This window comes from Deefgea rivuli DSM 18356, assembly GCF_000620145.1.
Lineage (GTDB): Bacteria > Pseudomonadota > Gammaproteobacteria > Burkholderiales > Chitinibacteraceae > Deefgea > Deefgea rivuli.
Genome location: NZ_JHVM01000008.1, coordinates 126,856 through 151,669, shown reverse-complemented (window position 1 = coordinate 151,669; position 24,814 = coordinate 126,856). Strand labels below are relative to the sequence as shown.

The following is a 24,814-nucleotide window of genomic DNA, read 5'->3' as shown; positions in this document are numbered from 1 at the left end:
GCTATGCCAGCCTATTGCTATCGCAAAGCTCGCTTTGCGCTCAGGATTTCATCATGTTTTCTACGCTTACTCGCCCAAAATTGGCGCTACGTCCGCTGGTGCTCGCTCTACTTTCTATCTCCGTACACGCCGAAGTCACACAATTGGAAGACGTCGTGGTCAGTGCCACGCGTGAAGCTACGCCGCTGGCCCAAGCGCCGATTTCAATCGGTAAAGTGAATCAACAAGTTTTACAAGACATTAAGCCGACGTTTATCGGCCAAGTGCTCGACCGCGTTCCCGGCGTGCATATGACCGATTTGGGCAATGAGCAGCACAGTATGTCGATCCGCCAACCCATGAGCTACGCCGCCGTGTATCAATATTTGGAAGACGGCGTGCCGATTCGTCCGGTGGGGATTTTTAATCACAATGCGCTGTATGAAATTAATCTGTCGGGTGCCGATGGGATTGAAGTTGTGAAAGGCCCAGCGTCGAGCTTGTACGGCAGTAATGCGGTGGGCGGCGCAGTCAATTTCACTACGGCAGCACCACCAACTAGCCCGACTTTGGTGCTGGGTGGCCAAATCAGTGATCAAGGGTATCGCCGTGTAGACCTTACTGGTGGTAACTCGTGGGGCGATACTGGCTTTCGAATTGCAGGCTATCAAGCGGCGCGCCGCGATGGTTGGCAAGATCATAATGAAATGGATAAAACTGGCCTAACCCTACGCGGCGATCATTGGATTAATGAATCGCTGCTGTGGAAATCGACGCTGACGTATTCGCAGCTCGATACCGATATGCCGGGTAGTTTAAATCCGACCGACTTTAATACGCGCCCCGGTTTTTCCTACAACACCTTCACCTACCGCGAAGTGGAAGCTTTGCGCGCGGCGACGGGATTGGAAGGTGAATTGAATGCAGGCGGTAAAACCAGCGCGACGCTGTATTACCGTGATAACACGACGAATCAACTGCCAAGTTATTTGATTTTTAATACCGGACCAAAAACTGCGAGTGGTCGTACGACGGATAATAGCTTTACGTCCTTGGGCGCAACGGCGTTTCATCGCCAGCAATGGGACGCGCTGAAATTGACCGTCGGCGCTTTGGCTGAAGCCAGCCCGCAAGATGCGCGCGAGCAAAATTTAGCGATTGTGCGCGATCCGGTCAGCGGTAAATATCTGTCGTACACCAAGGGTTCAATTCGCCGTGATTACAGCGTGGATTTGAGCAATCAAGCGGTGTATGGCGACGCTAGTTATAAATTGAACGAAGCTTGGGGCATCAATGCGGGGCTGCGTTATGACCGCGTCGTCTATGACTTTAGCAATCATCTTGTCGCCTCGGCGACGACCGGTGGTGAGTCACAAGAACAGTCATTTTCGAATGCGTCACCGAAAGCGGGCGTGACTTGGCAGGCCGCACCGGACTTATTCTTTTATAGCGGCTACAGCGTTGGCTTTACGCCGCCCGAAGTGAATTCACTGTTTTCCAGCGCGATTACGCCCAATTTAAAAGCCGCTAAATTTGATCAGTTTGAACTTGGTTTACGTAGTCAGCTTATGGCCGGATTGAAACTGGATGCATCAATCTATCGACTTGATGGTGAAGATGAATTGGTCAATTACACCATCGTTCCAGGCAAATCCGAGCCACGTAATGCAGGGCAAACGCGGCATGAAGGGATTGAGCTGGGCTTAAATTGGACGGCGAATACGGCGTGGAGCATGAATTTTGCAGGGCAATATGCAAGGCATATTTACCGTGAATACAAACCGTCACCGACTTTGAATTTTGCTGGCTACGACATTCCCGCCGCGCCGCGTTGGCAAGGGCAAATGGAAATCGTCTATCGCCCAATCAGCGAAGTACGCTTAGGCGTAGAAACGGCATATTTGGGTAAGTATTGGATGGATGATAGTAATCAGGTTGAGTACGGTGGACATACCCTGCTTAATTTGCGTGGTGAATATAAATTTAAAAACCTAACTTTATGGGCCAGCGTGAGCAATGTGCTGGATAAACATTACGCCGAAGTTGCTGCGTCCAGCTACAAAGGGCAGGGCGCACGTAGCCCCGATGCACAAGACACCTACAGCCCTGGTGCACCACGGACGTTTTTACTGGGGATGAGTTGGGCCTTTGGCGTAGCTCAATCAGTGGGTGCGGCGAAATCAGCGGAGTCTGCACAATGAAGCGCGAAGAAGTGGTGATTCAGACTGCACCAAAAAATAGTTTGGCGATGTTTGTGCGTTGGCATCGCGCTCTGGCTTGGGTGGCAGGGATCGCTGTTGTGGTGTGGGGCTTGAGCGGCGTGATGCATCCGATTATGTCGGCGCTGTCACCGAAAGTGCAGCCTTTGCCGCCTGCGGCGGCTTTGCCGAGTAATTTGATGCCGACTCCTTTAAGCGCCTTGGCACAAGGTCGTTGGAGCAATACGGAGCATTCAGTTCAGTCGGTGCGCCTATTAATGCTCAATCAGCAAGCGGCATGGCGTGTGCAGGAAGCGCGCGTGAATGGCGTATTGCCTGCGGCGCGCTGGTTTGCTGCGGATAGTGGCGCAGAAATCGCGACTGCTGAAACGCAGCAAGCTGAAAAACTGGCGCGCGCTTTAACTGGTGACGCGAAAAGTGAAATTCGCAGCATGACGCGAATCACCGAGTTTGGCCGCGATTATCCTGCGATCAATAAATTGTTGCCGGTGTGGCGCGTGGAGTTTGCACGCGATGATGGCATGCTCGCTTTTGTCGATACCGAAGGATCACGGCTGGCGGCGCTGAGCGACCAAACCAAACACACACTGATGGGCGTATTTGTGCTGCTGCATACCTGGGCTTGGGCGAGTGAACCCATTAAATTGATCGGCATGAGTGTGATGCTGGGACTCACGCTGCTGACGATGGGCGCTGGATTGGCGATGTATGTGATCCGCTCGCGTGCAAAAACTTTGCGCAGCAATCAGCCGTTATTGCGCCGTGTGCATCGAAAAATGGGCTTGCTGTTTGGTATTGCAGGCCTCTGTATTGCCAGCAGTGGCTTGATCCATCTATGGTTCAGCCGTACACCTCCTGCTGTTCTAGCGCCCAAAGCGTTAACAAGTTTACCGGCACTACATCAAATCCCAGCGGGCGTAACGAGCCTAACTGCGGTGAATGTGGCAGGGCAAGCATTATGGCTGGTGCAAGGCGCTGCTAAACCGGTGGCGGGCGGTGAACATGCGCACCACACGGCGGCACCTGCTGCGCCTAATGCCTTGCCGACTTATTTGAATCATCACGGTCAACCTGTTGCTGGCGCGGCACAGCAACATGCAGCCGATTTAGTGCGGGCAATGGGTGTGGGGATGGAGTTAGAGAAGGCACCGATTCAGTCGGTCGAGTTGATTAGTAAATTTGCTGGCGAATATGGGTTTTTCCAAAAACGCTTACCAGTCTATCGAGTGAGTTTGGCCAATGCAGCACAGTCGACTTGGTATATCGAGCCGGCAACAGGGCAATTTTCGACCTTGGTTGAGCAGCGCGATCGACTTGAGGGTTATAGCTTTGCTTATTTGCACAAATGGCATTGGCTGGATGGCTTGGGTAAAGACGCGCGCGATGTGATTTTGGCGAGCTTTGCTGCAGCGAACGTGGCGTTGGCGGTGATGGGCTTGCTGCTGTTACGGCGGCGTCGTGCCTAGGGTCTGTTGACGTTTGGTTTGCGAGCTGCGTTTGTGCGGATTTTGGCCTGAGGCAAGGCACGAAGCGCGCCACTTAGCATTCTAAGTTAGCGCTTTGTAACGCCGCATCAGGCCAAAAGCCGCCAAACCCGAAGGGCTGGGCGTTTTTCGCGGCAACTCCGCGTTGTAACTCGCTCGAATAGCCCGCTATGCATCGCTCATTACGCCTTGATTCGCCGCGAAATCCGCTCCAGCGCAATCGTAAACCAAACGTCAACAGGCCCTAGATTAATGGCTATCGTGAAGCTGGTTTCGGCCATGTTGTTTGGCAAAGTAAAGCGCCAAATCAGCTTCTTGCACCAAGATGCTGGAGTCGGAGTCCCGACTAGGATTAATGCTGGCGCAGCCGATGCTGACGGTAACAATTTGATGTGGAGAATCGGGATGTGCACGCTTTAAGCCACGAACGGCGTACAGCAATTGTTCGGCAATCGTGATACAGCCTGCGAGTGGCGTGAATGGCAGCAGCACGACAAATTCTTCGCCGCCATAACGTGCGATGACATCGTCCGGGCGGCGCAGTGTGGCTTGCAAAGCACGGGCGATGTCTTGCAAACAGGTGTCGCCTTGTTGGTGGCCGAGGGCATCGTTGTAGCGTTTAAAATAATCAATGTCGATCATCAGTAAGCTGAGCGGATGATTGTGCCGGATCGCACGTCGCCATTCTTCTTCGAGCTTTTCTTCGTAATAGCGACGATTAGGTACGCCCGTCAGGCCATCTTGATAGGCAAAACGATGGAGTTCAGCGGCGCGTTCTTGTAGGATTTTTTCGCGCAATACCGATGCCGTAACGTCCTGAATTTGAATAAGACAAAATTGTTCATTATTAAATTGGCGTAGCGGTGTGATTTGAATTTGCTGCTGCATCCGCATGGGGGCTTCGTCGTCATTTTGTGGACGAAATAAATTAAATGGCGCACGGTTCAGGCATTGCGATAAAAAGGACGATTGATCTTTTTCAATCGCAAGTTTGACCGCTTGTTCGACACGGCTGTTTTTTAGCTCGGGAAATGCAATAGCGAGCGGCAAGCCGATTAAATCGTCAGATCTTTGCCCAGAAGCCTTAACTAGCCAACGATTCCACAGTGCAATTTCGCCTTTGCTATTGAGGATTAAAATACCCAGCTCTAAGGCATCAAAGGTACTAAAGAGTAATAAAGGCGCGTCGTTAGCGGCTTTGTTCATGATGGCTTAACCTTGGTTTGGAATTTCGCCCAAGAAACGATTGATCGCCTCATTGAGCAAATCCAAGGAATTGGCATTCATAATAAACACCACATAGCCGTGTAGTTCGCGGGCGGCGAGTGAAAATTGGATTTTTAAAATCATGACCACATGATCAGCATCGCATTCTTTTAAGACTGAAGTCCCCGAGCCAATATGTAATGACGGTAAGCCACAATTAAAAGATTGATCGAAAATATCCGCTAATGAACCGAGACAAGAGTTCAGAATAATATTGCCGATTTCGGAGAGTGCGTCTTGTTCGAGTTCGGTGAGCTGCTCAATGGGTAGATTATTGCCCATCATCAGTCGCACCAAATCAAGGCTGCGTGCTTCGGGGAAAATCAGTAAGGCATTACCGTGAAAATTACCTTCAAAACTTTGCCGCACGCCGCAAATGCGCGGGCTGGTTTGATCTAAATAAACACCGGCTTCGGCAACGCTATAAAATGCAATTTCAGGCACCGAAAGCATGATTTCTTCGTTGATAATTTGACTCATCGTTGCAGCGGCTTGGCCGACGCTGATATTGAAAATTTCGCAGAGCGCATCGCGCTGGAGTGAACCGAGTTCCAGCATGATTTAGGCTCCGGCAACAGTGAGGATTTTTGATACTGTATCGGCGGTGATGGGTTTGGGAATAAAATGCAAACCTGCCGCCAGTGCGCGCTCTTGCGTGCTGCTTTGAATATTGGCTGTGAGTAGCACAATGCAGCAGTTGGGTTGTTGCGCCTTGATTTGTGCGCCAGCTTCAAGGCCATCCATGCCGGGCATATTTAAGTCCATTGACACTAACTGAAGGACATGTTGCTGCGCCAGATCAATGGCTTCAAGACCGTTGGCCGCTTCAAGATAATGCCAAGTTGGGCGTTGCTCGACAAAGTAGGCGCGTAGCATCATTCGGGAAACACGGCTGTCGTCAACAATAAGCATGGTAAAAGGCATGAAGGGATTCCAATAGAGGCGTGGTTTTAAGTAGTAAAGCAAAAATTTTGGCCCAAGGCCACCCGGTCTTGCATCGTAGTTTTGCCTTGTCGTATGGCCTTTAGTCCTTTTGGCTTCACGCTTTGTCACAAAATCGTTTGCGCCTCCACCTCAGTTTAGGTAAATCATCATGAATGGCAATGTAGGAATTGAATTTATTCGACTCCAAATTCAAAGGCTGGTGCAATGACTTGGCGAAGTGCCTTGCTCTATTCGATGTTATTTCATGCGATCGTGCTGTGGGCGTGGAGCGGATGGGGGGCGAGCGCGCAGGTAACTGCACCCAGTGCATTGGCCGTGATGTTGCAAGGCGCAGCGGCGACTGAACGTGTGCGGCAAGCGCTTGTTAAAACTGAAGCCCAGCCCTTAGCGCCGCGTAAACTGTCGCAATCAGCACCTGCGCCTGTCGCAATGACGCAGGCGATGAAATCAAATGCCGCGCTAAAAAAAGCCGAACCCGCATCTGCGATTGCGCCAGCGCCAGTGATAAAGACAACTTCAGCGACGAGCACGGTCGTTGCCAATGTGGCAGATGTAGAAAGTAAATCAGCTGCGTTGGCTGCCAATACTGCACATGCCGTCGAAGCACAGGCTAAAATTGTGCCTGCACAATATCGTGCGGCGCATTTACAAAATCCAAAGCCAGAAATGCCCTATTTATCGAAAGTGAAGGGCGAATCAGGTACGGTAGGTTTATGGGTGAAAGTGGGCGTTAAAGGTGAGCCTTTAGCGGTCAAAATTGAAAAATCGAGTGGATTTACGCGTTTAGATAATGCGGCTTATCAAACTGTGTTGGAAAAATGGCGTTTTGTCCCAGCAAAACAAGGTGATACGGCGATTGAAAGCGAAGTGGTGTTTAGTGTCCCATTTCGATTTGTTGATAATGAATAATCTTTAAAAGCTTGCTGCTCGTTTTGATGCGAGCAGGCAATTTTAACGTGAGATAAAGCGCTGAGCTAATTGGGTTTATTTAATCCAGAAAAATAATGAACTAGGTTTTAGTAATGAAAATAAGCAGTATTCCCGAAGCGGAAATTGAATTTTCCGCCATTCGCGCGCAGGGGGCGGGTGGACAGAACGTTAATAAAGTTTCTAGCGCCGTCCATTTGCGTTTTTCGATTGCCAATTCGTCTTTGCCTGATGAGCTAAAAGAGCGCCTGCTGGCGCTGAACGATCATCGAATTACTAAAGATGGCGTTGTGGTGATTAAAGCGCAAACTTCGCGCAGCCAAGAAGCCAATCGGCTCGATGCGGTGGCGCGTTTATTGGCTTTAATTAATGCCGCTGCGGTGGTGGTAAAACCGCGTCGCGCCACAAAGCCGACTTTTGGATCAAAGCAACGCAGGTTAGAAGGAAAGCAATTGCGAGGAACGGTGAAGGCTTTACGGGGAAAAGTGACTTACTAAACGACGCTAGGCTTTTAATTTCTGTCGTTCAAATTTATTTCACTTGTTTGATTGCTGCTGACGACTATACCCATAGTTGTACTTTGCTTTGTTGAGGTAGCTAATGAAACGCTGGTGCTGGTATTTTTTGCTGCTGTGTTGGGCTGCGTCGACTGGGGCGAAAACCATCGTGGCGGTGTCTGATCCATTTCCGCCGTTCGTTGATCCAAATAATCCGACTGGTGGCTTATCCATTGAGGTTATCCGCGCTGCGTATAAAACACAGGGGCATGAGGTTAAAGTTGAATATGTGCCGTGGGCGAGGGCAGAAGCGGGCGTGCAAAGTGGCGTTTACGATATTTTGCCCAATATGTGGTTTACCGAGGCGCGCTCAAAACAGTTCTTATTTAGCACTTCTTACCTGAGTAATACCATTCGGTTTGTTAAACTGAAAGGCGATTCTTTTGAATACACGGGCATTGATAGCTTAAAAGGAAAAGTGATTGGTGTAACTCGAGGGTATGCGTATAGCGATGCGTTTAAACAATCGAATTTATTTACACGCGAAGATTCTAATGATTTATTAACAAACTTGAAGAAGCTACAGGCTAAAAGAATTGATCTGACGCTCGATGATGAAGCCGTCACAAACTACACCATTACACAAAATAATCCGAAATTATTTGCCGAGCTGGAGTTAGTGAATGGTAATTTGGCGCTTAATCCGCTGTATGTGGTGAGTGGTGTGAAGAACCCAAATCACAAGGAATGGATTGAGTCATTTAATGAAGGATTGAAGATCATCAAGCAGAATGGCACTTTAGAAACGATTTTCAAAAAATACGGCATTACATATAAATAATGCCATTGTGCATTTATCGCAGAATGGCATTAATTTTAAAAAATAGATCTGATTATTTAGTATTGAATAAATTATCGAACGTCGATTCCGCTTGAATATTCAGTGCTTTGCATAGTTTGAGGAAGTTAGCCAAATTATGCGTGCGGATCAATACGATTTGCTGTGGCTTGCTGCTCAGATCCACCAAAGTGAAATTAGGGTTCAATTCATCTTGGATTGCTTTAATCGCCGAAATATCAGTCAAACCATCGAGTGCTTCCGCTTTAAGATCCAATTCATCTTCACCAAAAGCTTCGCTAATTTGCGCGTATAGCGCTGGCACGCTAGTCGCGTTAAACAGTAAGCCATCGGCTAATTGTTCCAGCATCACGGTTTCCCAGAGTGGCATTGCGGCACTTTCTGCATAGAATCCTGCCTCGTGGCGCGCGCGATATGCGTCTGGATCTTGTTGTGCGGCCATTACTTCGGCAGTCATTGCCAAAATATCATCTTGGTCGAGGCCGCCATCGGCGATGAATTCAAAGAGTTCAATAATTTGCTGTTGCATGTTTATTTCCTGATTGGCTCAATGCCAGTGCGATGCGGGTGAGCTAGATTAATATTCTATGGGTATTGCCATCTAGGCTTTATTTAATAATGGCTAGCTGGTGATACCCTTTAAATCAAAAGAAGCGAATATAAGCGCAGAAACCTGGCTTTGGCCCTACTGCTGGGTGATTACGGCAGGTATTTGGGCGCTTATCGTAAATTGTGCACAGACGGGTTTTCTCATCCAGAAAAGTACAGTCGCGAGTACCACGGCGGTAGAGCGTGTAAATTTCATGTTTGAAATTGAAATGCTCAATAATCTTCGCTTTCATTAAACGCTTGGCGATGTTTTTCGCCGGTTCATCTTTGTCGAATTCATCCACTACGCCCATGCGGATTAAATCGCCGATTTTTACTTCGACCGGCATCGTACAGCAGCCTGAATAGCAATCGTCGCATTTGCCTTTGGTGAATTTCACCCATGTATCAGGATCATGGAGTTCGGTGCGGTTGAGGATTTCACGGGTCATGGCGTAGTTCAATTACAAGAAAGGTGCGCAGCATACCACAGTCTGGGCAATGCTAAGTAGTTGTTTTGGGTAGAAAAAATCCCCCATCCAGAAGTCTGGGCGGGGGATCGGTTTTAGCTGCTGTGACTATTTAAATATGATTAAAAGTGACTGGACCAGCAAGTGGATCAACCGTGATCAAGAAGTTCTCCTCTTGAGGAACTGCTTGACCGTCAACATAAATCATTTTGTTTAGCATGCGAGGGACTTGCTTACCGGCTTGGATGGCTTGGATGCCGTCTAGATGTCGGCCGGCAATCTTCAGCGTCAGTGGCGTGGCAAACTTAACGCACTCGGCATCGCTGCTGGCAAATGTAATCACTGCACTGCTTAAATCTGGACGGCAAGCCGCGCGCGCCTTGCTGTATTTCAAGACATTGGAAGGCGTAGCTACCCAGAGTAAACGTGCGTCGACTTTGGTTTTGAGATAATCCAAATGCGCGGTGTATTGCGCTAATGGCACACTGTTCCACGAGGTATCATTTACGCCGTGCATGGTGCGATTCGCCCAGCCTCCGTTGGCAATCGCCGCATCCACATGCAAGTTCAGCAAATCGCCACCGGCTTTCACTTGCGTTTCATACGGCGACCATTGTGCGGTCAAGGTGAACATATCGTCTTTGATTTGGAATGGATCTGCAACTGTAGTCGCATTCACGCCCGAGCCATGGCCGTCGTACACCACCATACCCGTTTCATTGACACGATTGGCGGCACGTCCACCGATAAAGCCGTTCGCCGTGCGCAGGTACGTCATCGGTGCATCCGCTGCAACATCAGAAGGCCAAGCAAAGAAACTTGGGCGATAGCCATCTAAATGCGCCGCGATATCATCGCTTGAGCCACTAATTTGCGTTGCGGCATCCCAAGTGACGCTATTGGCATCGGTATGGCTGCGTGAATGGCTAAAGATCTCATTGCCATCGGCGATGAATTGCTTGGCGGCATTCCAGTGTTTATCGCCACAACTTCCGGTAATCATGCCGAATGAAGCGACTAAACCACGCTGTTTTAAGGCTGGCGCAGCAAAGTCGATTTGGCCATCGGTCACCCAGGCGCACAAATCGTCATGCATCATCGAGTAGGCCGCAGCGACACCATCTTTCCAAGTAGGGACTTGCATGGATTCTATGCTTGGTGTTGGCCTTGGGCTGGCAGACGTGATCGGTGTCGGTGTCGGTGGATTGCAACCACTGAGCCAGCAGCCATTGTCTAATTGCTTCCATGCAGTCGGTGAACCATCTGGGATTTGCGCTGAGCTATCTCGTAGCGCGCCATAATTGTATTTGACGACACCGCATGAATTAGCGCCTGGGCGCTGTATGCTGACCACGCTACCTGCGGCATAGGTTTTGCTGGAGTCCCACAATGTGGCGCAGCCAACAATCGGCGGGAACGTGACGGCTGGGGTTGGTGATGGTGAGGCGATGATACCCAAATCTTTCCAAACTCCCCAGCTACCTGATGCGCTTGGGGTTTCACCCACGGTGTACCACTTGGCTTCATAGAGGCGGCCATTGTAAGTGGCGCGTTTGCCTGCGGTGTAAACGGTGGCGCTATTCCACACCATGGTATCAATCACGATTGGTGTTGTAGTTGGAGTAGCGCTTGGTGTTGGGGTGGTTAATGGTGTTGGACTTGCCGTTGGTGTTGCTGACGGCGTTGGGCATGGCGCAGGACTGAGCTTTAGTGCTTGCCATAAATTGGGGTCATAAGTGACGGTGTTATTCGCCGCGACGTAATGTGGCTGATTGGTCTCGTTACTCAGGTGCGCAACTAGGGCTTTGAATACCACCATCGGGCCACCTTCAGTGGGGGTGACGGCATTTCCTACAACGTATTGCTGATTCAATTTCCAAGATGGAGGGCCATACGGCGGTGTGCATGTGCCAGGATAAGGATCGGTAATTGAACTTACTGGACGGCTTGGTGGTGTTGCTCTGGGTGGTGTTGCAGTTGCGGTTGCAGTTGGGGCAGGTGTTGCCACGATAGTGACAATTTTCCATGCGCCCCATTCTCCCGCTGTCGCAGGGTTGTCGCCCTTGGTCCACCACTGCGCTTCATACGTAGCGCCATTTTGTGTGACCCGTTGGCCTGCTGTGTAAGTGCTGGCACTGTCCCAAGCTGGGTAGCTCGGTGCGGTTGCCGTTGGGTTGGGTGTTGGTGAAAGTGCATGTGCGGCGCTAGCAAATAGCCCCGCACTGACTAAGACACTCACAACAATTGTTTTGCTAAATTGCATCTGCTCCATCCTTTTTTTGAGGTTTTTATGGGTACTACGTTATCAGCATGGTTTTGCAGGCTTTTTGGGCTGATCAGACATTGTGCAAAATTTTATGGCAAGACGTAGACATCGCAGACCGTGCAAACAAGCTCGGTAAGGCGATACAACGATGCAAGAAAACCTTGGTTTTACGACTGACCCTCACAAAATGCAATTGCATGCTGCTATTGAACGACGATTTCTTATGTGCTAGAAATTCGTCTCAATTTTCTTTTGAAATTGCCAGCGCGCAGCGCCGTTAATTCCAAATGAATAATCTGGAACGACTATGCCTGCTTGCCTCAGATTAGGGAATACCCTAGGGCTTGAGCTACATAAATGGTGTTTTGATTTTTATTTAATTCAATTAAATCAAGGGTTTGTTTTGTTGTAAGATGAACTCGATTTCACGAGTTGGGGAGAGAACTGTGGTTTTTTGTGCCACAGCTTTATTAGAGGTGGGTCAAAGAGGATAAGGCAATGCTGCTTTAGGTCGTGAGGTTTGGGCTTTAAATTTAAAAAAACTCAATCTCGCCATCGTCAGGTTTTTTAATATCAGCGGCCAATGCATCATTCATATTTCCTGCCATGACGAGTGCTTCGCTAATTGGCATGCCACTTAAAATGGCATCGAATAATACTTTTTCTTGTTCCATTGAAAATTGTGAGCGGATACGCTGTTGTAATGCCAGCCAAGCATCAGGTTGATCGATTTGAGTGGGGTCTGAGACTAAGCTTGCCAATTGGCTAATTGTGCCGCAAACATGGTCTAGGCGCTGTGAGAGTCGATCATAAAATTGAAAAGCAACAATGGATTTGCTGTTTTGCGCACTGATTTCAGTCACGCGCTCTGCGAGTTGCAATTCGGCGGGAACTGCTAAGTTAGATTGAGCAAGCGTTGTTTTTAGCTCTTCGATATGCATATACGTACTGGCAAATGAGGTCGATAGCGTACTAAATGAGGTACTTCCTTCATCCATCGCATGCCGAACTTGCGCCACTGCGATCCCTAGCATCAATAGCGTTTCGCGGACTTGGCACCAATTTAATTCGGGGTTATGCGTTGCTGATCCACCGATAGGTAGTTCGACCATGTTGCGTACCCCTATAAAAAAATTTATTTTTCTTTATAGGGCAAATCAGCAAATATATCGGCCTAATCTTGAGTACGAATGACTTTGAGTTGCAGCGTCAAACCCAACATCACCAACGCCATCGTGACACCGAAAATCGGCATAATCCAGCTGATGCTGATGTGAGCAGCGAGCATCGCTGTGACTAGCGCATACGACACCGGTGACAAGCCCATCGACACCATATTATTCAAGCTCATCACGCGGCCGAGCTTATCGCGGTCTGCCGATTGCTGAATCAAAGACATCATCGGTACATTATTACCCGCCACACCCATACCGATTAAAAACTGTATCCCCACAGCCGCCCAAATCCACGGCGTAAAAGGCAGTGCCGAGAGCAACAGCCCTTCTAGCGCAATAATCACCGTAATCATCAAGAGGCGTTTTTTACTTGGCGGATAGATCGTCAACAAAATCCCGCCCAGCACCATGCCTGCGGCAAATGCACTTTGCAAATACGACAGCGTACTGGCTTCGCCATGCAAATAATCAGCGACAATAATTGGAATACCCAGCGCCAAGGGGCCCATAAATAAGAGATTGGCGGTAATGTAAATCAGCATCAGCGCGCGCAAAACCGGCGTTTGCACTGCGTAAATCACGCCTTCTTTTAGCTCGTTCAGCATTGATTTAGCAACTCGAACCACTTGATTGGCGGGTTCTTTAATAAACGCAATACAGATAGTCGCAATCAATAACATGCTGCCGGTGAGGCCAAAAATGGCTTCGTAACTCATCAGCGCCAACATCGCGCCACCTAAAACGGGGCCAAATACCATGCCGACTTGATTACTCGTCAACATAATTGAATTGGCGCGCATTAAATCGCTTTCCGGCACGATGGCCGGCGTCAGCGTATCGCGCGCAGGCCAGAAAAATGCATCGAGCGAACCGTATAAAAACGCAAATATCGTCAGCGCCCAAATATCCAAGCGATTGATGTGCAATAAGCCGACCAAAGCAAACAGCAGCAACACCCGTAAACCTAGCGAAATCAGAATAATCCGGCTGCGCGACATCCTATCGGCCAGCACGCCACCAATGGCCATCAGCGCAATGCGGGGTACTGAGCCTGCAATCATCACCAAACCGAGCTGCTCTTTCGCGCCCAAAGTTTTTACGACGTACCAAGTCTCAGCCATCATCGCGATCGCGAGCGCAAAATTACCAATAATTGACGCCAGCCATAAAAGGCCAAAATTACGGTTACGAAATAGCGCAGGAGCTTGCGTCATGGATGGTCGACCTTCAATAATGATTTTTGCCGCTGTCGGCTTTGGCTAATTTAGCGTTTGTGCAGCGTGACATGATGATACTGGAAATGAACGGCGATAAATCCTGTATTGGCCTGATTTTATCCTGCTTTGTTTTTAGTCGCTTAAGACTAATTGGCGGCGAGTCAGTTAGTCCTAAATGCTACCAATTCCTAGATCGGCTTTAAAGCGTATCGTCGCAATACAAGTAAAACCTCCTCAATCTAAGTACGCATGAAACCATGGCGATCAGGATAAATTTATTTTTACCCAAAATGCGAGGTTTCGTTGTCGGCGTTGTTCATTTGCTTATTTTTTTAACATGACTGATGTGGCGTAAAACGATGTTTTGGTCTGCATCGAGTTTAGGATTGGATTTAGCCTGGCGCCACGCGAATGTCGGTGCGCTAGAATGACGAGCTGCTCAGCCTGCTTGGTTTGGCACTTTGATGTGCAATGGCTCGATGTTTTTTTATTATGGGTATTGCTATCTGTGCTTTATTTAATAAAGCTTTTGTTTATATACCCATGAGCATACTGATTAATCTTGACCTAGCTACTCACGATGGCTTTGCTGCGCTGCGGCATTGCGTGCTGCTGTGGCTTTGGCGTAGGCGCTTTTCAATTGGGCCCAAGTGGTTTTAGTGCTTTCCCGAATGCTGAATTTCCCGATTTGGCAGCTTGAGTTTTCCCACCTACAGTTCGCTGGTGCAACGCAACAAGGAAAAGCCATGCCACTCGTTTCGCTGAATCAAATCCTCGATCACGCCGCCGAACACGGTTACGGTGTGCCTGCCTTTAATGTGAATAATTTGGAGCAAGTCCAAGCGATTTTGCAAGCGGCCGATGCCACCAAAAGCCCCGTTATCTTGCAAGCTAGCGCCGGAGCGCGAAAATACGCTGGGGAACTCTTTTTGCGGCAAATGATTCAAGGCGCAGTCGCGAGTTATCCGCATTTGCCGATTGTGATGCACCAAGATCACGGCACTAGTCCAGCTATATGTTTGAGTGCAATTACGCACGGTTTTTCCAGTGTGATGATGGACGGCTCACTGATGATGGATGGCAAAACGCCGTCGAGCTACGACTACAACGTCGAAGTGACGCGCGAAGTGGTCAAAATGGCGCATAGCTTTGGTGTGTCGGTTGAAGGTGAACTTGGTTGCCTCGGGCGGCTTGATACTGGCATGGGTGAAGAGGAAGACGGTGTCGGCGCGAGCCGCATGCTCACGCATGCCGAAATGCTCACCGACCCATGGCAAGCCAAAGCCTTTGTCGCGGCGACGGGTGTGGATGCGCTGGCGATTGCGATTGGCACCAGTCACGGCGCGTATAAATTCTCATCGCCACCCACCGGTGCAGTGCTCGATATTGATCGCATCAAAGAAATCCACGATGCGGTGCCTAATACGCATTTGGTGATGCACGGCTCTTCCAGCGTGCCGCAAGATTTGCTGCAACAAGTGCGTGATTTTGGCGGCGATTTAAAACCGACTTGGGGTGTGCCGGTCGAAGAAATTCAGCGCGCAATTCGTTGGGGCGTACGGAAAATTAATATCGACACCGATTTGCGCCTCGCAATGACCGGCGCAATTCGCCAGCATTTGATCGAAAACCCCGCTGATTTCGATCCACGGCAATATCTAAAACCCGCAATCGCCGCAATGGCCGCCGTCTGCCGCGCCCGTTATATTGATTTTGGTGCTGCGGGGCAGGGGGAGAAGATTAAGCCGGTAAATTTGGTGAAGATGATGGAAAAGTGTAATTAATATCTACGGTATATGGTTGTAGTTATTATTAAATAATACCTACAACCATATACCTAATGTATTTTCCCTATTTGGCTTTCGTGTTTTTCGGCATTTTTCGTGCCTTTCGTGATCCCGATTTTTTTATCCAGCAATACACAGATATTTCACTTCCAAGTATTCCTCAATCCCATATTTCGATCCTTCACGCCCGAGTCCAGATTGCTTGATGCCGCCAAATGGCCCGACTTCGTTGGAGATCATGCCCGTATTGATGCCGACCATGCCGCATTCGAGCGCTTCGGCGACGCGAAAGCTACGGGCGAGATTTTGCGTATAGAAATAACTCGCCAAGCCAAACTCGGTGTCATTGGCCATTTGGATTGCTTGTTCTTCAGTTTCAAATTTGAATAGCGGGGCGACGGGGCCGAAGGTTTCTTCCTTCGCGATTTTCATTGTGGGTGTGACGTTACCGAGCAAAGTCGGCGTGAAAAATGTGCCGCCGAGTGCGTGCCGCGTGCCGCCTGCCAAAACAGAAGCGCCTTTGCTGAGCGCATCGCTGATGTGTTCTTCCACTTTGGCGACGGCGTTTTCGTCGATTAGTGGCCCAGTCGTCACGCCGTCAGCGGTGCCGTCGCCGACTTGCAGCTTGGTCATTGCCGCCGCCAGTTTGCTGGCAAAGGCATCGTAAACGCCAGCTTGCACCAAAATCCGATTGGCGCAGACGCAGGTTTGCCCCGCGTTGCGAAATTTGCTCAGCATCGCGCCATGCACTGCGGCGTCCAAATCAGCGTCGTCAAACACGATAAATGGCGCGTTGCCGCCCAGTTCGAGCGACAATTTTTTGATCGTCGGCGCACACGCGGCCATCAATTCGCGGCCGGTTTCGGTGGATCCGGTGAACGAGAGTTTGCGCACAACGGGGCTGGCGGTCAGCGCCGCGCCAATTTCGCGCGCGCTGCCGGTGACAATATTGATGACGCCAGCCGGAACGCCTGCGCGTTCGGCTAAAGCGACCAAGGCCAGCGCCGTTAATGGTGTTTGTGATGCAGGCTTGATAATTATTGTGCAACCCGCCGCCAGTGCGGGGCCGGCTTTGCGCGTAATCATTGCCGCTGGGAAATTCCACGGCGTAATCGCCGCGCACACGCCGACGGGCTGTTTGAGCGTGAGGATGCGCGAACCCGCTTGCGGATGCGGCATCACTTCGCTGTAAACGCGCTTGGCTTCTTCTGCAAACCACTCAATAAAACTGGCGGCATAGGCAATCTCACCGCGCGCTTCGGCCAGTGGTTTACCTTGCTCAGCCGTCATGATTTGCGCGAGGTCTTCCTGGTTTTGCATTAGCAATTCAAACCAGCGCCGCAAAATATGGCTGCGCTCTTTGCCGGATTTAGCGCGCCAAGTGGGCAGTGCTGCGTTGGCGGCTGCAATCGCTTCGCTGGTTTCTGTCGCGCCAAAGCGCGGCACTTTGGCGATCTCACTGCCATTCGCAGGATTGGTGACGATCAGTTGCGGCTCGCCGCACCAGATGCCGTTAATCAAGCATTGGGTTTTGAGCAGGCTAGGGTCAGCGAGTTTCATTGGCGTTTCCGAGATCTAAATAGGTAGGACCATTGTAGACTCTGTTGGCGCGGTGCAGGAATGAGGCTGCTTAGCCTATTTTGATGCCTGCTGGTACAGCGCCAACACTGAGGCTAGGCTCGGTGGATTTGCGCCTTTGTGTTGGCAGGCGGCTGCGCCGCTGGCGATGGCAAAGCGTAAATGCTCTGCGGTGCTGCGCTGTGGCTGTTGCATTAGGCTGTAAATTAGGCCGCCCATTGAGGCGTCGCCTGCACCTACCGTATCGCCGACGATGACGTCAATTGCTGGATGATCGCAGCGTTCTGTCGCAACAATTAAACTCGCTCCTGCCGCGCCACGGGTATATAAATAATGCGCTTGTGGATTCCAGCTCATTAGCGTATTCAAAGCGCCGTCGATGTCATCGCTGCGAAATAGCCCTTGCAGATCTTCATCCGAGATTTTGATGATGTCGGCCAGTTGGGTCATGGTTTTGAGCGTTGCATCATATTGTTCATCCATCAGCACGCGAAAATTGGGGTCGTAACTGATTTTGACGCCTTGGGCTTTGAGTTGAATTGCCAGCGCAATCAAGGTCGCCGCCAGCGGTTGCCGCGCCAAACTAATGCCGCCAAAGTGAACCCATTTCACCGCGCTCTGCCAGCCTTCTGGTAATTGGGCTGGATTGAAATGCAGATCGGCGGCATCGTCGCCGACAAAGAAATATTGTGGCGGATGCGCGGAGTACACCATCGCCAACAGGGGCGACTTTTGCACTTGCTGCATAAAGCGTAAATCTAAACCCGCCTCTTGGCTGGCGGCAACTAAATCTTGGCCAAAACAATCGGTGCTCACCGCGCCGGCAAAAGCACTGCGTATACCAAAGCCCGCCATCACACGGGCGACATTCCAAGTGGAACCGCCAACTTTGCTGATCCATTGATCGCCGTCGACGCGAATCATGTCGGTTAGTGCTTCACCAGCGGCGATGAATTCAGGCAATGCAGTGTGTGAAGTGGGCATCATGCTTACTCGTGGTCCAGTTTGAGAAATAAATCGCGATCGGGCGCGAAGTTGGCATACAGGGGCAGTAGGGCGCCGCCGAGGGCGCGGGCATCTGAGCCTATCGCGCCTGCTAGCAGTTGCGGCGGGGTGACGCCTTCCCAATTAAAATCGTGCATCGCGCTGACGATGGCTTGAATCAGTGCGGCTTGCAGTTCACGGCAAAAGCAGCCATCCAAAATCACGCCTTCTAAATCGAGCAAGCAGGCGGTATTAAGTAAGCCCAGCGCGATGGCGGGGGCGGCTTCTTGTAGCCAGGCTTCGGTGTGCGGGCGATATTCCGCCTGCATCGCGCGCTCGTCACAAGTGGCGCGGCCATCAAGCCCTGCGTTGATAAAGCGATTTTCTAATTTATACAGCGATGCCACATTGAGTAATTGCGTGCCATTTTGGCCTTTACTGGCCATGCCCAGTGGCAAAGAGCCCAGAGCGCCCGCATTGCCGTGTTGGCCGATGTGCAGATGGCTTTCCAAAACCAAGCCACCGCCGATAAAGGTATCGACAAAAACATACACAAAATTGCGAATATCACGGCCACGCCCCGCGACCAATTCGGCGACGCAGGCGGCGGAGGTGTCTTTGATCGATTGCACTGGCAGGCCCGAAAGGGCGGCGACTTCATCGTCGAGCGCAAAACCATCCCAGCGTGCTGCGGCTTCGCTTTCTAAGCCCAATAATTGCTGCCAACCGCCCATATTGAGTGGCGCGGCGATGCCAATGCCTTGGATGCGTTCCCAATGCGACTCGGGCAGCGCCGCACGAATTTTTACTAGGCATTCAGCAATGTGCGCCAACACTTGCTCGGGTTGGGCAAAATGGTAGTCCAGATCCCAGCGCTCGCGCACGGTGCCGGTGAAATCCACCAGCAAAACATCCAAGCTACGGCGACCCACTTTGACGCCAATCGCAAATGCGCCATCGGGATTGAGCGCTAAAGGCACTGAAGGTTGACCGACTTTGCCGCGCTGTGGGGTTTCTTTGGCCAGTAACTCATCGTCGAGCAGACGCTTGGTGATCGATGAAATGGATTGCGCGGTGAGGCGGGTGAGCCGAGCAATTTCTGCGCCCGACAGCGGGCCATTGAGCCTGATCGTTTGCAAAACGACGCGCTCATTGTATTGGCGCAAGCCGCCTTGCGACGAGCCGCGCGGCTTGAGTTTGCTGGCTTTGGCCGCCAAATTATCCTGCAAGTGGCTCACAAATTACCCCTTTTTTGAGTATGAAATTGCCATAGGGTTGCAACTCTCCAGTGAGCACAATCGCGTAAGCCTGCTTGACTCGCTCATAGAAAGCAAATCGTTCCACCGCTTCGCATTGCGATTCCAGCACAAAACCGGGCTCAATCAGCTCTTGCAGCACTTGCTGTTGCAAAGCGCTACGCCAGCCTGCTTCTTGATGACTGACCTGCATATACGCCACGGCAGGCACTTCTTGCTCAAGCGGAAATAGGCTCGTGATGGCATGCACGGCGCGCGCTACACCTGCGCCAGCTAGATGCAGCAAAGGTTTACCTGCTGCGAGTGAGGCCGCCGTAAAGTTGGCATCGGCGACGACGATTTCATCCCCATGGCCCATTTCGGCCAAGACCTTTAATAAATCGGGCGTAATTAGTGGATCTATCCCTTTGAGCATGGTGATTTCCTTGATTGAGTGATGGGCTTAGGCAAAATTTAAAGCAAACCTGTTTGTCCACGAAATTCACGAAAAAACACGAAAAAGAAATCTAAAGTCATCATACTTTTTGCCCTTGTTCGTGCTTTTCGTGTCTTTCGTGGATTCCTTGTTTTGACCTTGATTCTAAATAGATTTAGTTACTTAGCCATTCAGTAGGAATGGCTTCCGGTCGCATTGCGCCCGTCATTACCGCCACCGCATCGCTCATCGTAATCGCTTTGGGGTTTAGAATCGCGGCGCGGCGGCCGAGTCGGGCGACGTGAATGCGGTCGGCGATTTCAAAAACGTGCGGCATATTGTGGCTAATCAGCACGACAGGCAGGCCACGATCACGCACATTGCGAATCAGCTCCAGCACCATATTGCCTTCCTTCACACCCAAGGCTGCGGTGGGTTCATCCATAATCACCACATGCCGAGCAAAGGCGGCGGCGCGGGCTACGGCGACGCCTTGGCGTTGCCCGCCCGATAGGGTTTCAACCGCTTGGCTCATCGAACGAATACCGATTTTCAGCTCTTGCATATAAGCGATACTGTCTTTGAGCATTCGCTTTTTATCCAGTGCGCCAAACCAGCTACCTAGAAAATTAGGGCGGTAAATTTCTCTGCCCAGAAATAAATTCTCTGCAATCGTCATCGCCGGAGCGACGGCCAGCTCTTGATAAACGGTTTCGATGCCAGCACGGCGCGCTTCGATTGGGCTTTTGAAACTAACGGCTTGCCCATCGAGTAAAATCTCACCGCTATCAGGTTCTAGCGCGCCTGATAATGCTTTGATCAGCGACGATTTTCCCGCGCCATTGTCGCCAATGACTGCCAAGATTTCACCTGCGCGCAGCTCAAAATCAGCGCCGTCGAGCGCAGTGACTTGGCCGTAGCGTTTAACTAAACCGCGTGCTTCCATCACCAGCGCACGGGCTGGCGTGGTGAGCGGTGCTGCGTTGTTTTCCATAACCGTAACGTGGCTCATTAGCGGCCTCCTTTACGTGAAAGCTGATCGGTGGCCACAGCCAGAATAACGAGAATGCCAGTAATAAGTATTTGGTATACCGATGAAACGCCCATAAGCGTTAGGCCATTGCGAAATACCCCAACAATCATCGCGCCGACTAAAGAGCCAATAATAATACCGCGTCCACCAAACAGGCTGGTGCCACCCAAAACGACAGCGGTAATCGCATCCAGATTTTCGGTTTGACCGGCGTTGGGATCGCCTACGCCAGTACGGGCAACCGATAGCAGCGATGCAATGCCGTAGCACAATCCAGCCAAGACATAGGCCATCAGTAAAACGCGATGCGTGGGAATCCCCGTCAGGCGAGTGGCTTCTGGGCTATTGCCGACGGCGTAAATATGCCGACCATTTGCCGTTTCGCGCAACCAGAGCCAAGACAGGCCATACATCGCCAGCATCAGCACCGTGCCATAAGCCACTTGGGTTTGCCCGAGGCTAAATGTCGTGCCCAAAAAAGTCATTGCTGGTGGTAGATCGGTAATGGTTTGCGATTGCGAATACAGCTGGGTGAGCGCAAAAGCGATATTCATCGTGCCCAAGGTCACAATAAACGGTGGCAACTTGATGCGAGTCACCAATAAGCCGTTGATGAGGCCAAATAATGACGTCACGGCGAGGCCAATACCGATCGCCACAATCGGCGGCAGGCCGTAGTCGTGGGCGACTTTAGTCATCACCACGCCGCCCAGCGCCATCACCATGCCGCAAGATAGATCGATACCCGCAGTGAGGATAATCAGCGTTTGACCAATCGCGATCAGGCCAACGACCATGACTTGCTGCAAAATCAGTGAAAAATTAGCACCGCTTAGGAAATGCTCACTTTGAAATGAGAAAAAGCTGCACGCTAAAAATAGCGCAATAAATGGCCCAAGCGTGCCGAGCGAGGGTAGGTGTTCTTTCCAGCTGGGCATAAAGCGCTCCTTGCTGATGCAGATAGAATGAAGGCCGGATCGCGGCTCATGCATTGATCCGGCAGTGGAGTGACTTACTTATTGCCCCAGCATAAATCCATGCCCACTTTGGCCGATTTGCTATCCACACCAGTGACTGGTTTGGCGGCAATCAAGGCCACGCCGGTGTCGGTATAGCCGGATGGCTTTTTGCCGGTTTTGGCGTATTCAATCCCTGCATCAACGCCCATCGATGCCATCTTGAGTGGGTATTGCTGTGAGGTCGCGGCAATTTTCCCCGCTGCGACGTCTTTCACCCCTTGGCAACCACCATCGACTGAAACAATCAGTACGTCTTTTTCTTTACCGGCTTTTTTTAGCGCATTAAAGGCGCCTGCAGCGGCAGGCTCGTTGATCGTGTAAACCAAATTGATATCTGGATTTTTTTGTAGGCAATTTTCCATCGCCGTTTGGCCCTTGGCTTGATCGCCAAAACTATCGGCCATGCAGACGACCTCGGCGGGTTTGGCTAGCTGATTGTTTTTTGCATCCAATGACTTCAAGCCAAAACCCTGCAAAAAGCCGTTATGTCGCTGTGCGCCAACAGGGTGGCCGGGAAATAAATCCAACATTGCTATTTTGACGGGCTTGCCGTTCAGCGTTGCCTTGGCGTATTCGCCAATCAACACGCCGGCTTTAAAATTATCTGTCGCAAACAGCGCATCGGTCGCGTCCGCAGGCTCGGTCGGGCTATCGAGCGCAATCACCAACACGCCTTGAGCGCGCGCTTTTTTGATTGACGGCACGATGGCTTTGGAATCACTCGGCGTAATCAAAATCGTTTTTGCGCCAGCCGCAATCATGTTTTCAATCGCAGTCACTTGCCCCGCATTATCGCCATCGGTTTTGCCCGCTGCAGACAGCAGTTTCGCGCCTTTGGCTTGCGCTTGAGCCGTCGCACCTTCTTTCATTTTGACGAAAAACGGATTGGTATCGGTTTTAGTAATCAAGCCGATAACAGGCTCAGCAGCAAAAGCGGGCAGGGTGCTCAATAAAGCTGCGGTGGCGATAGCAGCGTGAACGCGATTCAATTGCATGGTCTTTCTCCTGTGAAAATACATGGGTCTGGTGACTGTTTTCTGTTTTTGTTGGTTAATGCAATCCAAGAAATCAAGGCGCTTTAATTAATAAGTCAACTTGATTTATATATAGATTAGGCGTGTTGAATTAATAAATCAACAGGATTTATATATATAAAAACCCTTAGTAAACAATCGTTTGAAACGTTTTGGCTTGTGCTGGGGAGATTCAAGTTAAACGTTGGAGGTGTGTTTTTGGCGGCTGTGCTGAGTAAAATCACGGATTTGGCAGGGTTGCACGGTTAAACCACAACGCCGCCGTTTTACTTGTTGGTTTGAAAGCTGCGGACGAACGGGAGAAAATTGTGTGCAGATACTGCTGATGATGCCTCTGTTTCAGAACATCATCAGCACACTATCAAACCGTCATTTGCGAGCAGGTGGGCGTTCGTAGTCAGTCATATTGAATGCATGCGGATTTGTAGGTCGGGATTCATCCCGACAATGGCTTGCACGCTGTGCCTCTATGAAGCAAGCCGATCTACGAATCCAGATGAGCTGCAAACAGCGCCGCTTCCAAAATCGCTAAGCCTTCATCAAACACCGCGTCGCTAATGGTCAGTGGAAACAAGAAACGCAGCACATTAGCGTACACGCCGCAGCTGAGCAAAATCAGCCCGCGCCGTAAAGCCTCCGCTTGCACGCGCTTGGTGAAGTCGATATCGGGCGTGGCGTTTTGCATAAATTCAACGGCAATCATCGCGCCTAGGCCACGAACTTCAGCTATATTGGGTATTACCTTCTGTAGATTATTTAATAAAGCTTGCAGGCGTATACCTAGGGTGTTAGCTCGGTGATTCAATTGCTCGTGCTCAATCACATCCAGTACCGCATGCGCGGCAGCAATCGCAATCGGGCTACCGGCGTAAGTGCCGCCCAGCCCACCCGGCGCGGGTGCGTCCATGATTTCACTGCGACCCACGACGGCCGATAGTGGAAAACCGCCAGCCAGCGATTTGGCCAGCGTTATCAAGTCGGGCAGTACATCGTAATGATCCATTGCAAACCAGCGCCCAGTGCGCGCGAAGCCAGTTTGGATTTCATCGGCAATCAGTAAAATACCGTGTTCGTCGCACAGCTGGCGCAGCGCGCGCATCAACTCAGGTGGCGCAATATAAAATCCGCCTTCGCCTTGAATTGGTTCCAGAATAATCGCGGCAACGCGTTTGGGATCAATGCTGGCTTTGAATAGCGCGGTGATGGCGGCTAAGGAATCGGCCACCGACACATGATGCAGCGCATTGGGAAACGGTACATGAAACACATCGGCGGGGAAGGGGCCAAAGCCAACTTTATATGGCACGATTTTGCCGGTCAGCGCCATGCCCATCATCGTGCGGCCATGAAATCCGCCGCTAAATGCAATCACGCCGCTGCGCCCCGTGGCAGCGCGCGCGATTTTGATCGCATTCTCAACCGCCTCAGCGCCAGTGGAAAAAAACGCCGTTTTCTTCGCGTGCGCACCGGGCGTGAGTGCATTGAGTCGTTCGGCGAGGCGAATATACGATTCATACGGCACGACTTGATAGCAGCTGTGCGTGAACAGCTCGAGCTGCGCGCTCACCGCCGCGATGACGTCGGGATGGCGATGACCGGTATTCAGAACCGCAATGCCGCCAGCAAAATCAATAAACCGTCGCCCCGTCACATCCCACAGCTCGGCATTTTTTGCATGATCGACAAAAAACGGCGCCATCACGCCAACGCCACGCGGCGTAGCTGCTTGTTGGCGGGCAAGGAGAGTTTCATTGGGATTCATGGCGCACCTGAGTTGGAGAAAGGTGCTTTTAGAATAGACGCTCAATGCGTTTGT

At 50.8% G+C, this 24,814-nt stretch carries 22 protein-coding genes; 6 read left to right on the top strand and 16 right to left on the bottom strand.

The genetic code is table 11. The features are described from left to right. The first annotated feature begins 53 nt into the window (after positions 1-53). Both Q320_RS18250 and Q320_RS0103285 read left to right on the top strand, forming a co-directional pair. Positions 54-2,180, top strand: a complete 2,127-nt coding sequence (locus Q320_RS18250; protein WP_051534421.1) for a TonB-dependent receptor family protein — start codon at positions 54-56, stop codon at positions 2,178-2,180. Further along, a complete protein-coding gene (locus tag Q320_RS0103285) occupies positions 2,177-3,664 on the top strand; it encodes a hypothetical protein (protein ID WP_027467826.1) in 1,488 nt (495 codons plus the stop codon). Before Q320_RS18250 ends, Q320_RS0103285 begins: the two co-directional genes overlap by 4 nt. Positions 3,665-3,931: 267 nt before the next feature. Here Q320_RS0103285 and Q320_RS0103280 read toward each other — a convergent pair whose 3' ends face one another. Genes Q320_RS0103280 through Q320_RS0103270 form a run of 3 tightly spaced genes read right to left on the bottom strand, consistent with a single transcriptional unit; the run spans position 3,932 to position 5,872 of the window. Next, positions 3,932-4,888: a GGDEF domain-containing protein gene (locus tag Q320_RS0103280; RefSeq protein ID WP_027467825.1), complete on the bottom strand. Its 957-nt coding sequence runs from the start codon at positions 4,886-4,888 to the stop codon at positions 3,932-3,934. A 6-nt stretch (positions 4,889-4,894) separates the two neighbouring features. Continuing rightward, a complete protein-coding gene (locus Q320_RS0103275) occupies positions 4,895-5,506 on the bottom strand; it encodes a chemotaxis protein CheX (RefSeq protein WP_027467824.1) in 612 nt (203 codons plus the stop codon). Positions 5,507-5,509: 3 nt separating this feature from the next. Continuing rightward, complete coding sequence (locus Q320_RS0103270; protein WP_027467823.1) at positions 5,510-5,872, bottom strand: response regulator transcription factor; 363 nt, start codon at positions 5,870-5,872, stop codon at positions 5,510-5,512. 225 nt (positions 5,873-6,097) lie between these two features. On the opposite strand from Q320_RS0103270, the gene Q320_RS20560 reads away from it, so the two are divergent. From Q320_RS20560 to Q320_RS0103255, 3 genes are all read left to right on the top strand, one after another. Then, on the top strand, positions 6,098-6,802 hold the full coding sequence (locus Q320_RS20560) for an energy transducer TonB (protein ID WP_051534420.1): 705 nt from the start codon (positions 6,098-6,100) through the stop codon (positions 6,800-6,802). 113 nt (positions 6,803-6,915) lie between these two features. Further along, positions 6,916-7,317 (top strand): alternative ribosome rescue aminoacyl-tRNA hydrolase ArfB, encoded by a 402-nt coding sequence (gene arfB, locus Q320_RS0103260; RefSeq protein WP_027467822.1) that lies wholly within the window; start codon positions 6,916-6,918, stop codon positions 7,315-7,317. 103 nt (positions 7,318-7,420) lie between these two features. Continuing rightward, positions 7,421-8,158 carry a substrate-binding periplasmic protein gene (locus tag Q320_RS0103255; protein WP_027467821.1) on the top strand — a complete coding sequence of 246 codons (738 nt, stop codon included), beginning with the start codon at positions 7,421-7,423 and terminating at the stop codon, positions 8,156-8,158. A gap of 52 nt (positions 8,159-8,210) precedes the next feature. Here the strand turns inward: Q320_RS0103255 and Q320_RS0103250 are convergent, their stop codons facing one another. From Q320_RS0103250 to Q320_RS0103225, 5 genes are all read right to left on the bottom strand, one after another. Then, positions 8,211-8,705, bottom strand: coding sequence for a hypothetical protein (locus Q320_RS0103250; protein WP_027467820.1), 495 nt, complete (start codon positions 8,703-8,705; stop codon positions 8,211-8,213). A 115-nt stretch (positions 8,706-8,820) separates the two neighbouring features. Continuing rightward, positions 8,821-9,216 (bottom strand): YkgJ family cysteine cluster protein, encoded by a 396-nt coding sequence (locus Q320_RS0103245; RefSeq protein WP_027467819.1) that lies wholly within the window; start codon positions 9,214-9,216, stop codon positions 8,821-8,823. A 130-nt stretch (positions 9,217-9,346) separates the two neighbouring features. Then, a complete protein-coding gene (locus tag Q320_RS21700; RefSeq protein WP_027467818.1) occupies positions 9,347-11,497 on the bottom strand; it encodes a carbohydrate-binding protein in 2,151 nt (716 codons plus the stop codon). Positions 11,498-12,033: 536 nt separating this feature from the next. After that, positions 12,034-12,612 carry a hypothetical protein gene (locus tag Q320_RS18240; protein WP_051534419.1) on the bottom strand — a complete coding sequence of 193 codons (579 nt, stop codon included), beginning with the start codon at positions 12,610-12,612 and terminating at the stop codon, positions 12,034-12,036. Between the two features lie 62 nt (positions 12,613-12,674). Next, positions 12,675-13,889 carry an MFS transporter gene (locus tag Q320_RS0103225; RefSeq protein WP_051534418.1) on the bottom strand — a complete coding sequence of 405 codons (1,215 nt, stop codon included), beginning with the start codon at positions 13,887-13,889 and terminating at the stop codon, positions 12,675-12,677. Between the two features lie 749 nt (positions 13,890-14,638). Between Q320_RS0103225 and fba the strand changes: the two genes are divergently transcribed. After that, positions 14,639-15,676: a class II fructose-bisphosphate aldolase gene (gene fba / locus Q320_RS0103215; RefSeq protein ID WP_027467815.1), complete on the top strand. Its 1,038-nt coding sequence runs from the start codon at positions 14,639-14,641 to the stop codon at positions 15,674-15,676. Positions 15,677-15,799: 123 nt separating this feature from the next. Here the strand turns inward: fba and Q320_RS0103210 are convergent, their stop codons facing one another. From Q320_RS0103210 to gabT, 8 genes are all read right to left on the bottom strand, one after another. Further along, the gene (locus Q320_RS0103210; RefSeq protein ID WP_027467814.1) at positions 15,800-17,239 is read right to left on the bottom strand and encodes an NAD-dependent succinate-semialdehyde dehydrogenase; all 1,440 of its coding nucleotides are present in this window, start codon (positions 17,237-17,239) and stop codon (positions 15,800-15,802) included. Positions 17,240-17,314: 75 nt separating this feature from the next. Continuing rightward, positions 17,315-18,244 (bottom strand): carbohydrate kinase family protein, encoded by a 930-nt coding sequence (locus Q320_RS0103205; RefSeq protein WP_245590960.1) that lies wholly within the window; start codon positions 18,242-18,244, stop codon positions 17,315-17,317. A gap of 2 nt (positions 18,245-18,246) precedes the next feature. After that, entirely contained in the window at positions 18,247-19,479 is a 1,233-nt protein-coding gene (locus Q320_RS0103200) for an ROK family transcriptional regulator (RefSeq protein ID WP_035852037.1), read from the bottom strand. Next, the gene (locus Q320_RS0103195; RefSeq protein ID WP_027467811.1) at positions 19,460-19,912 is read right to left on the bottom strand and encodes an RbsD/FucU family protein; all 453 of its coding nucleotides are present in this window, start codon (positions 19,910-19,912) and stop codon (positions 19,460-19,462) included. Before Q320_RS0103195 ends, Q320_RS0103200 begins: the two co-directional genes overlap by 20 nt. Positions 19,913-20,087: 175 nt before the next feature. Next, on the bottom strand, positions 20,088-20,924 hold the full coding sequence (locus Q320_RS0103190) for an ATP-binding cassette domain-containing protein (protein ID WP_245590959.1): 837 nt from the start codon (positions 20,922-20,924) through the stop codon (positions 20,088-20,090). Beyond that, complete coding sequence (locus tag Q320_RS0103185; RefSeq protein WP_027467809.1) at positions 20,924-21,883, bottom strand: ABC transporter permease; 960 nt, start codon at positions 21,881-21,883, stop codon at positions 20,924-20,926. The genes Q320_RS0103190 and Q320_RS0103185 overlap by 1 nt, the downstream gene beginning before the upstream one ends. A 74-nt stretch (positions 21,884-21,957) precedes the next feature. Then, positions 21,958-22,959 carry a sugar ABC transporter substrate-binding protein gene (locus Q320_RS0103180; protein ID WP_027467808.1) on the bottom strand — a complete coding sequence of 334 codons (1,002 nt, stop codon included), beginning with the start codon at positions 22,957-22,959 and terminating at the stop codon, positions 21,958-21,960. A 523-nt stretch (positions 22,960-23,482) separates the two neighbouring features. Beyond that, the gene (gene gabT, locus Q320_RS0103175) at positions 23,483-24,760 is read right to left on the bottom strand and encodes a 4-aminobutyrate--2-oxoglutarate transaminase (RefSeq protein ID WP_027467807.1); all 1,278 of its coding nucleotides are present in this window, start codon (positions 24,758-24,760) and stop codon (positions 23,483-23,485) included. Positions 24,761-24,814: the final 54 nt, after the last annotated feature.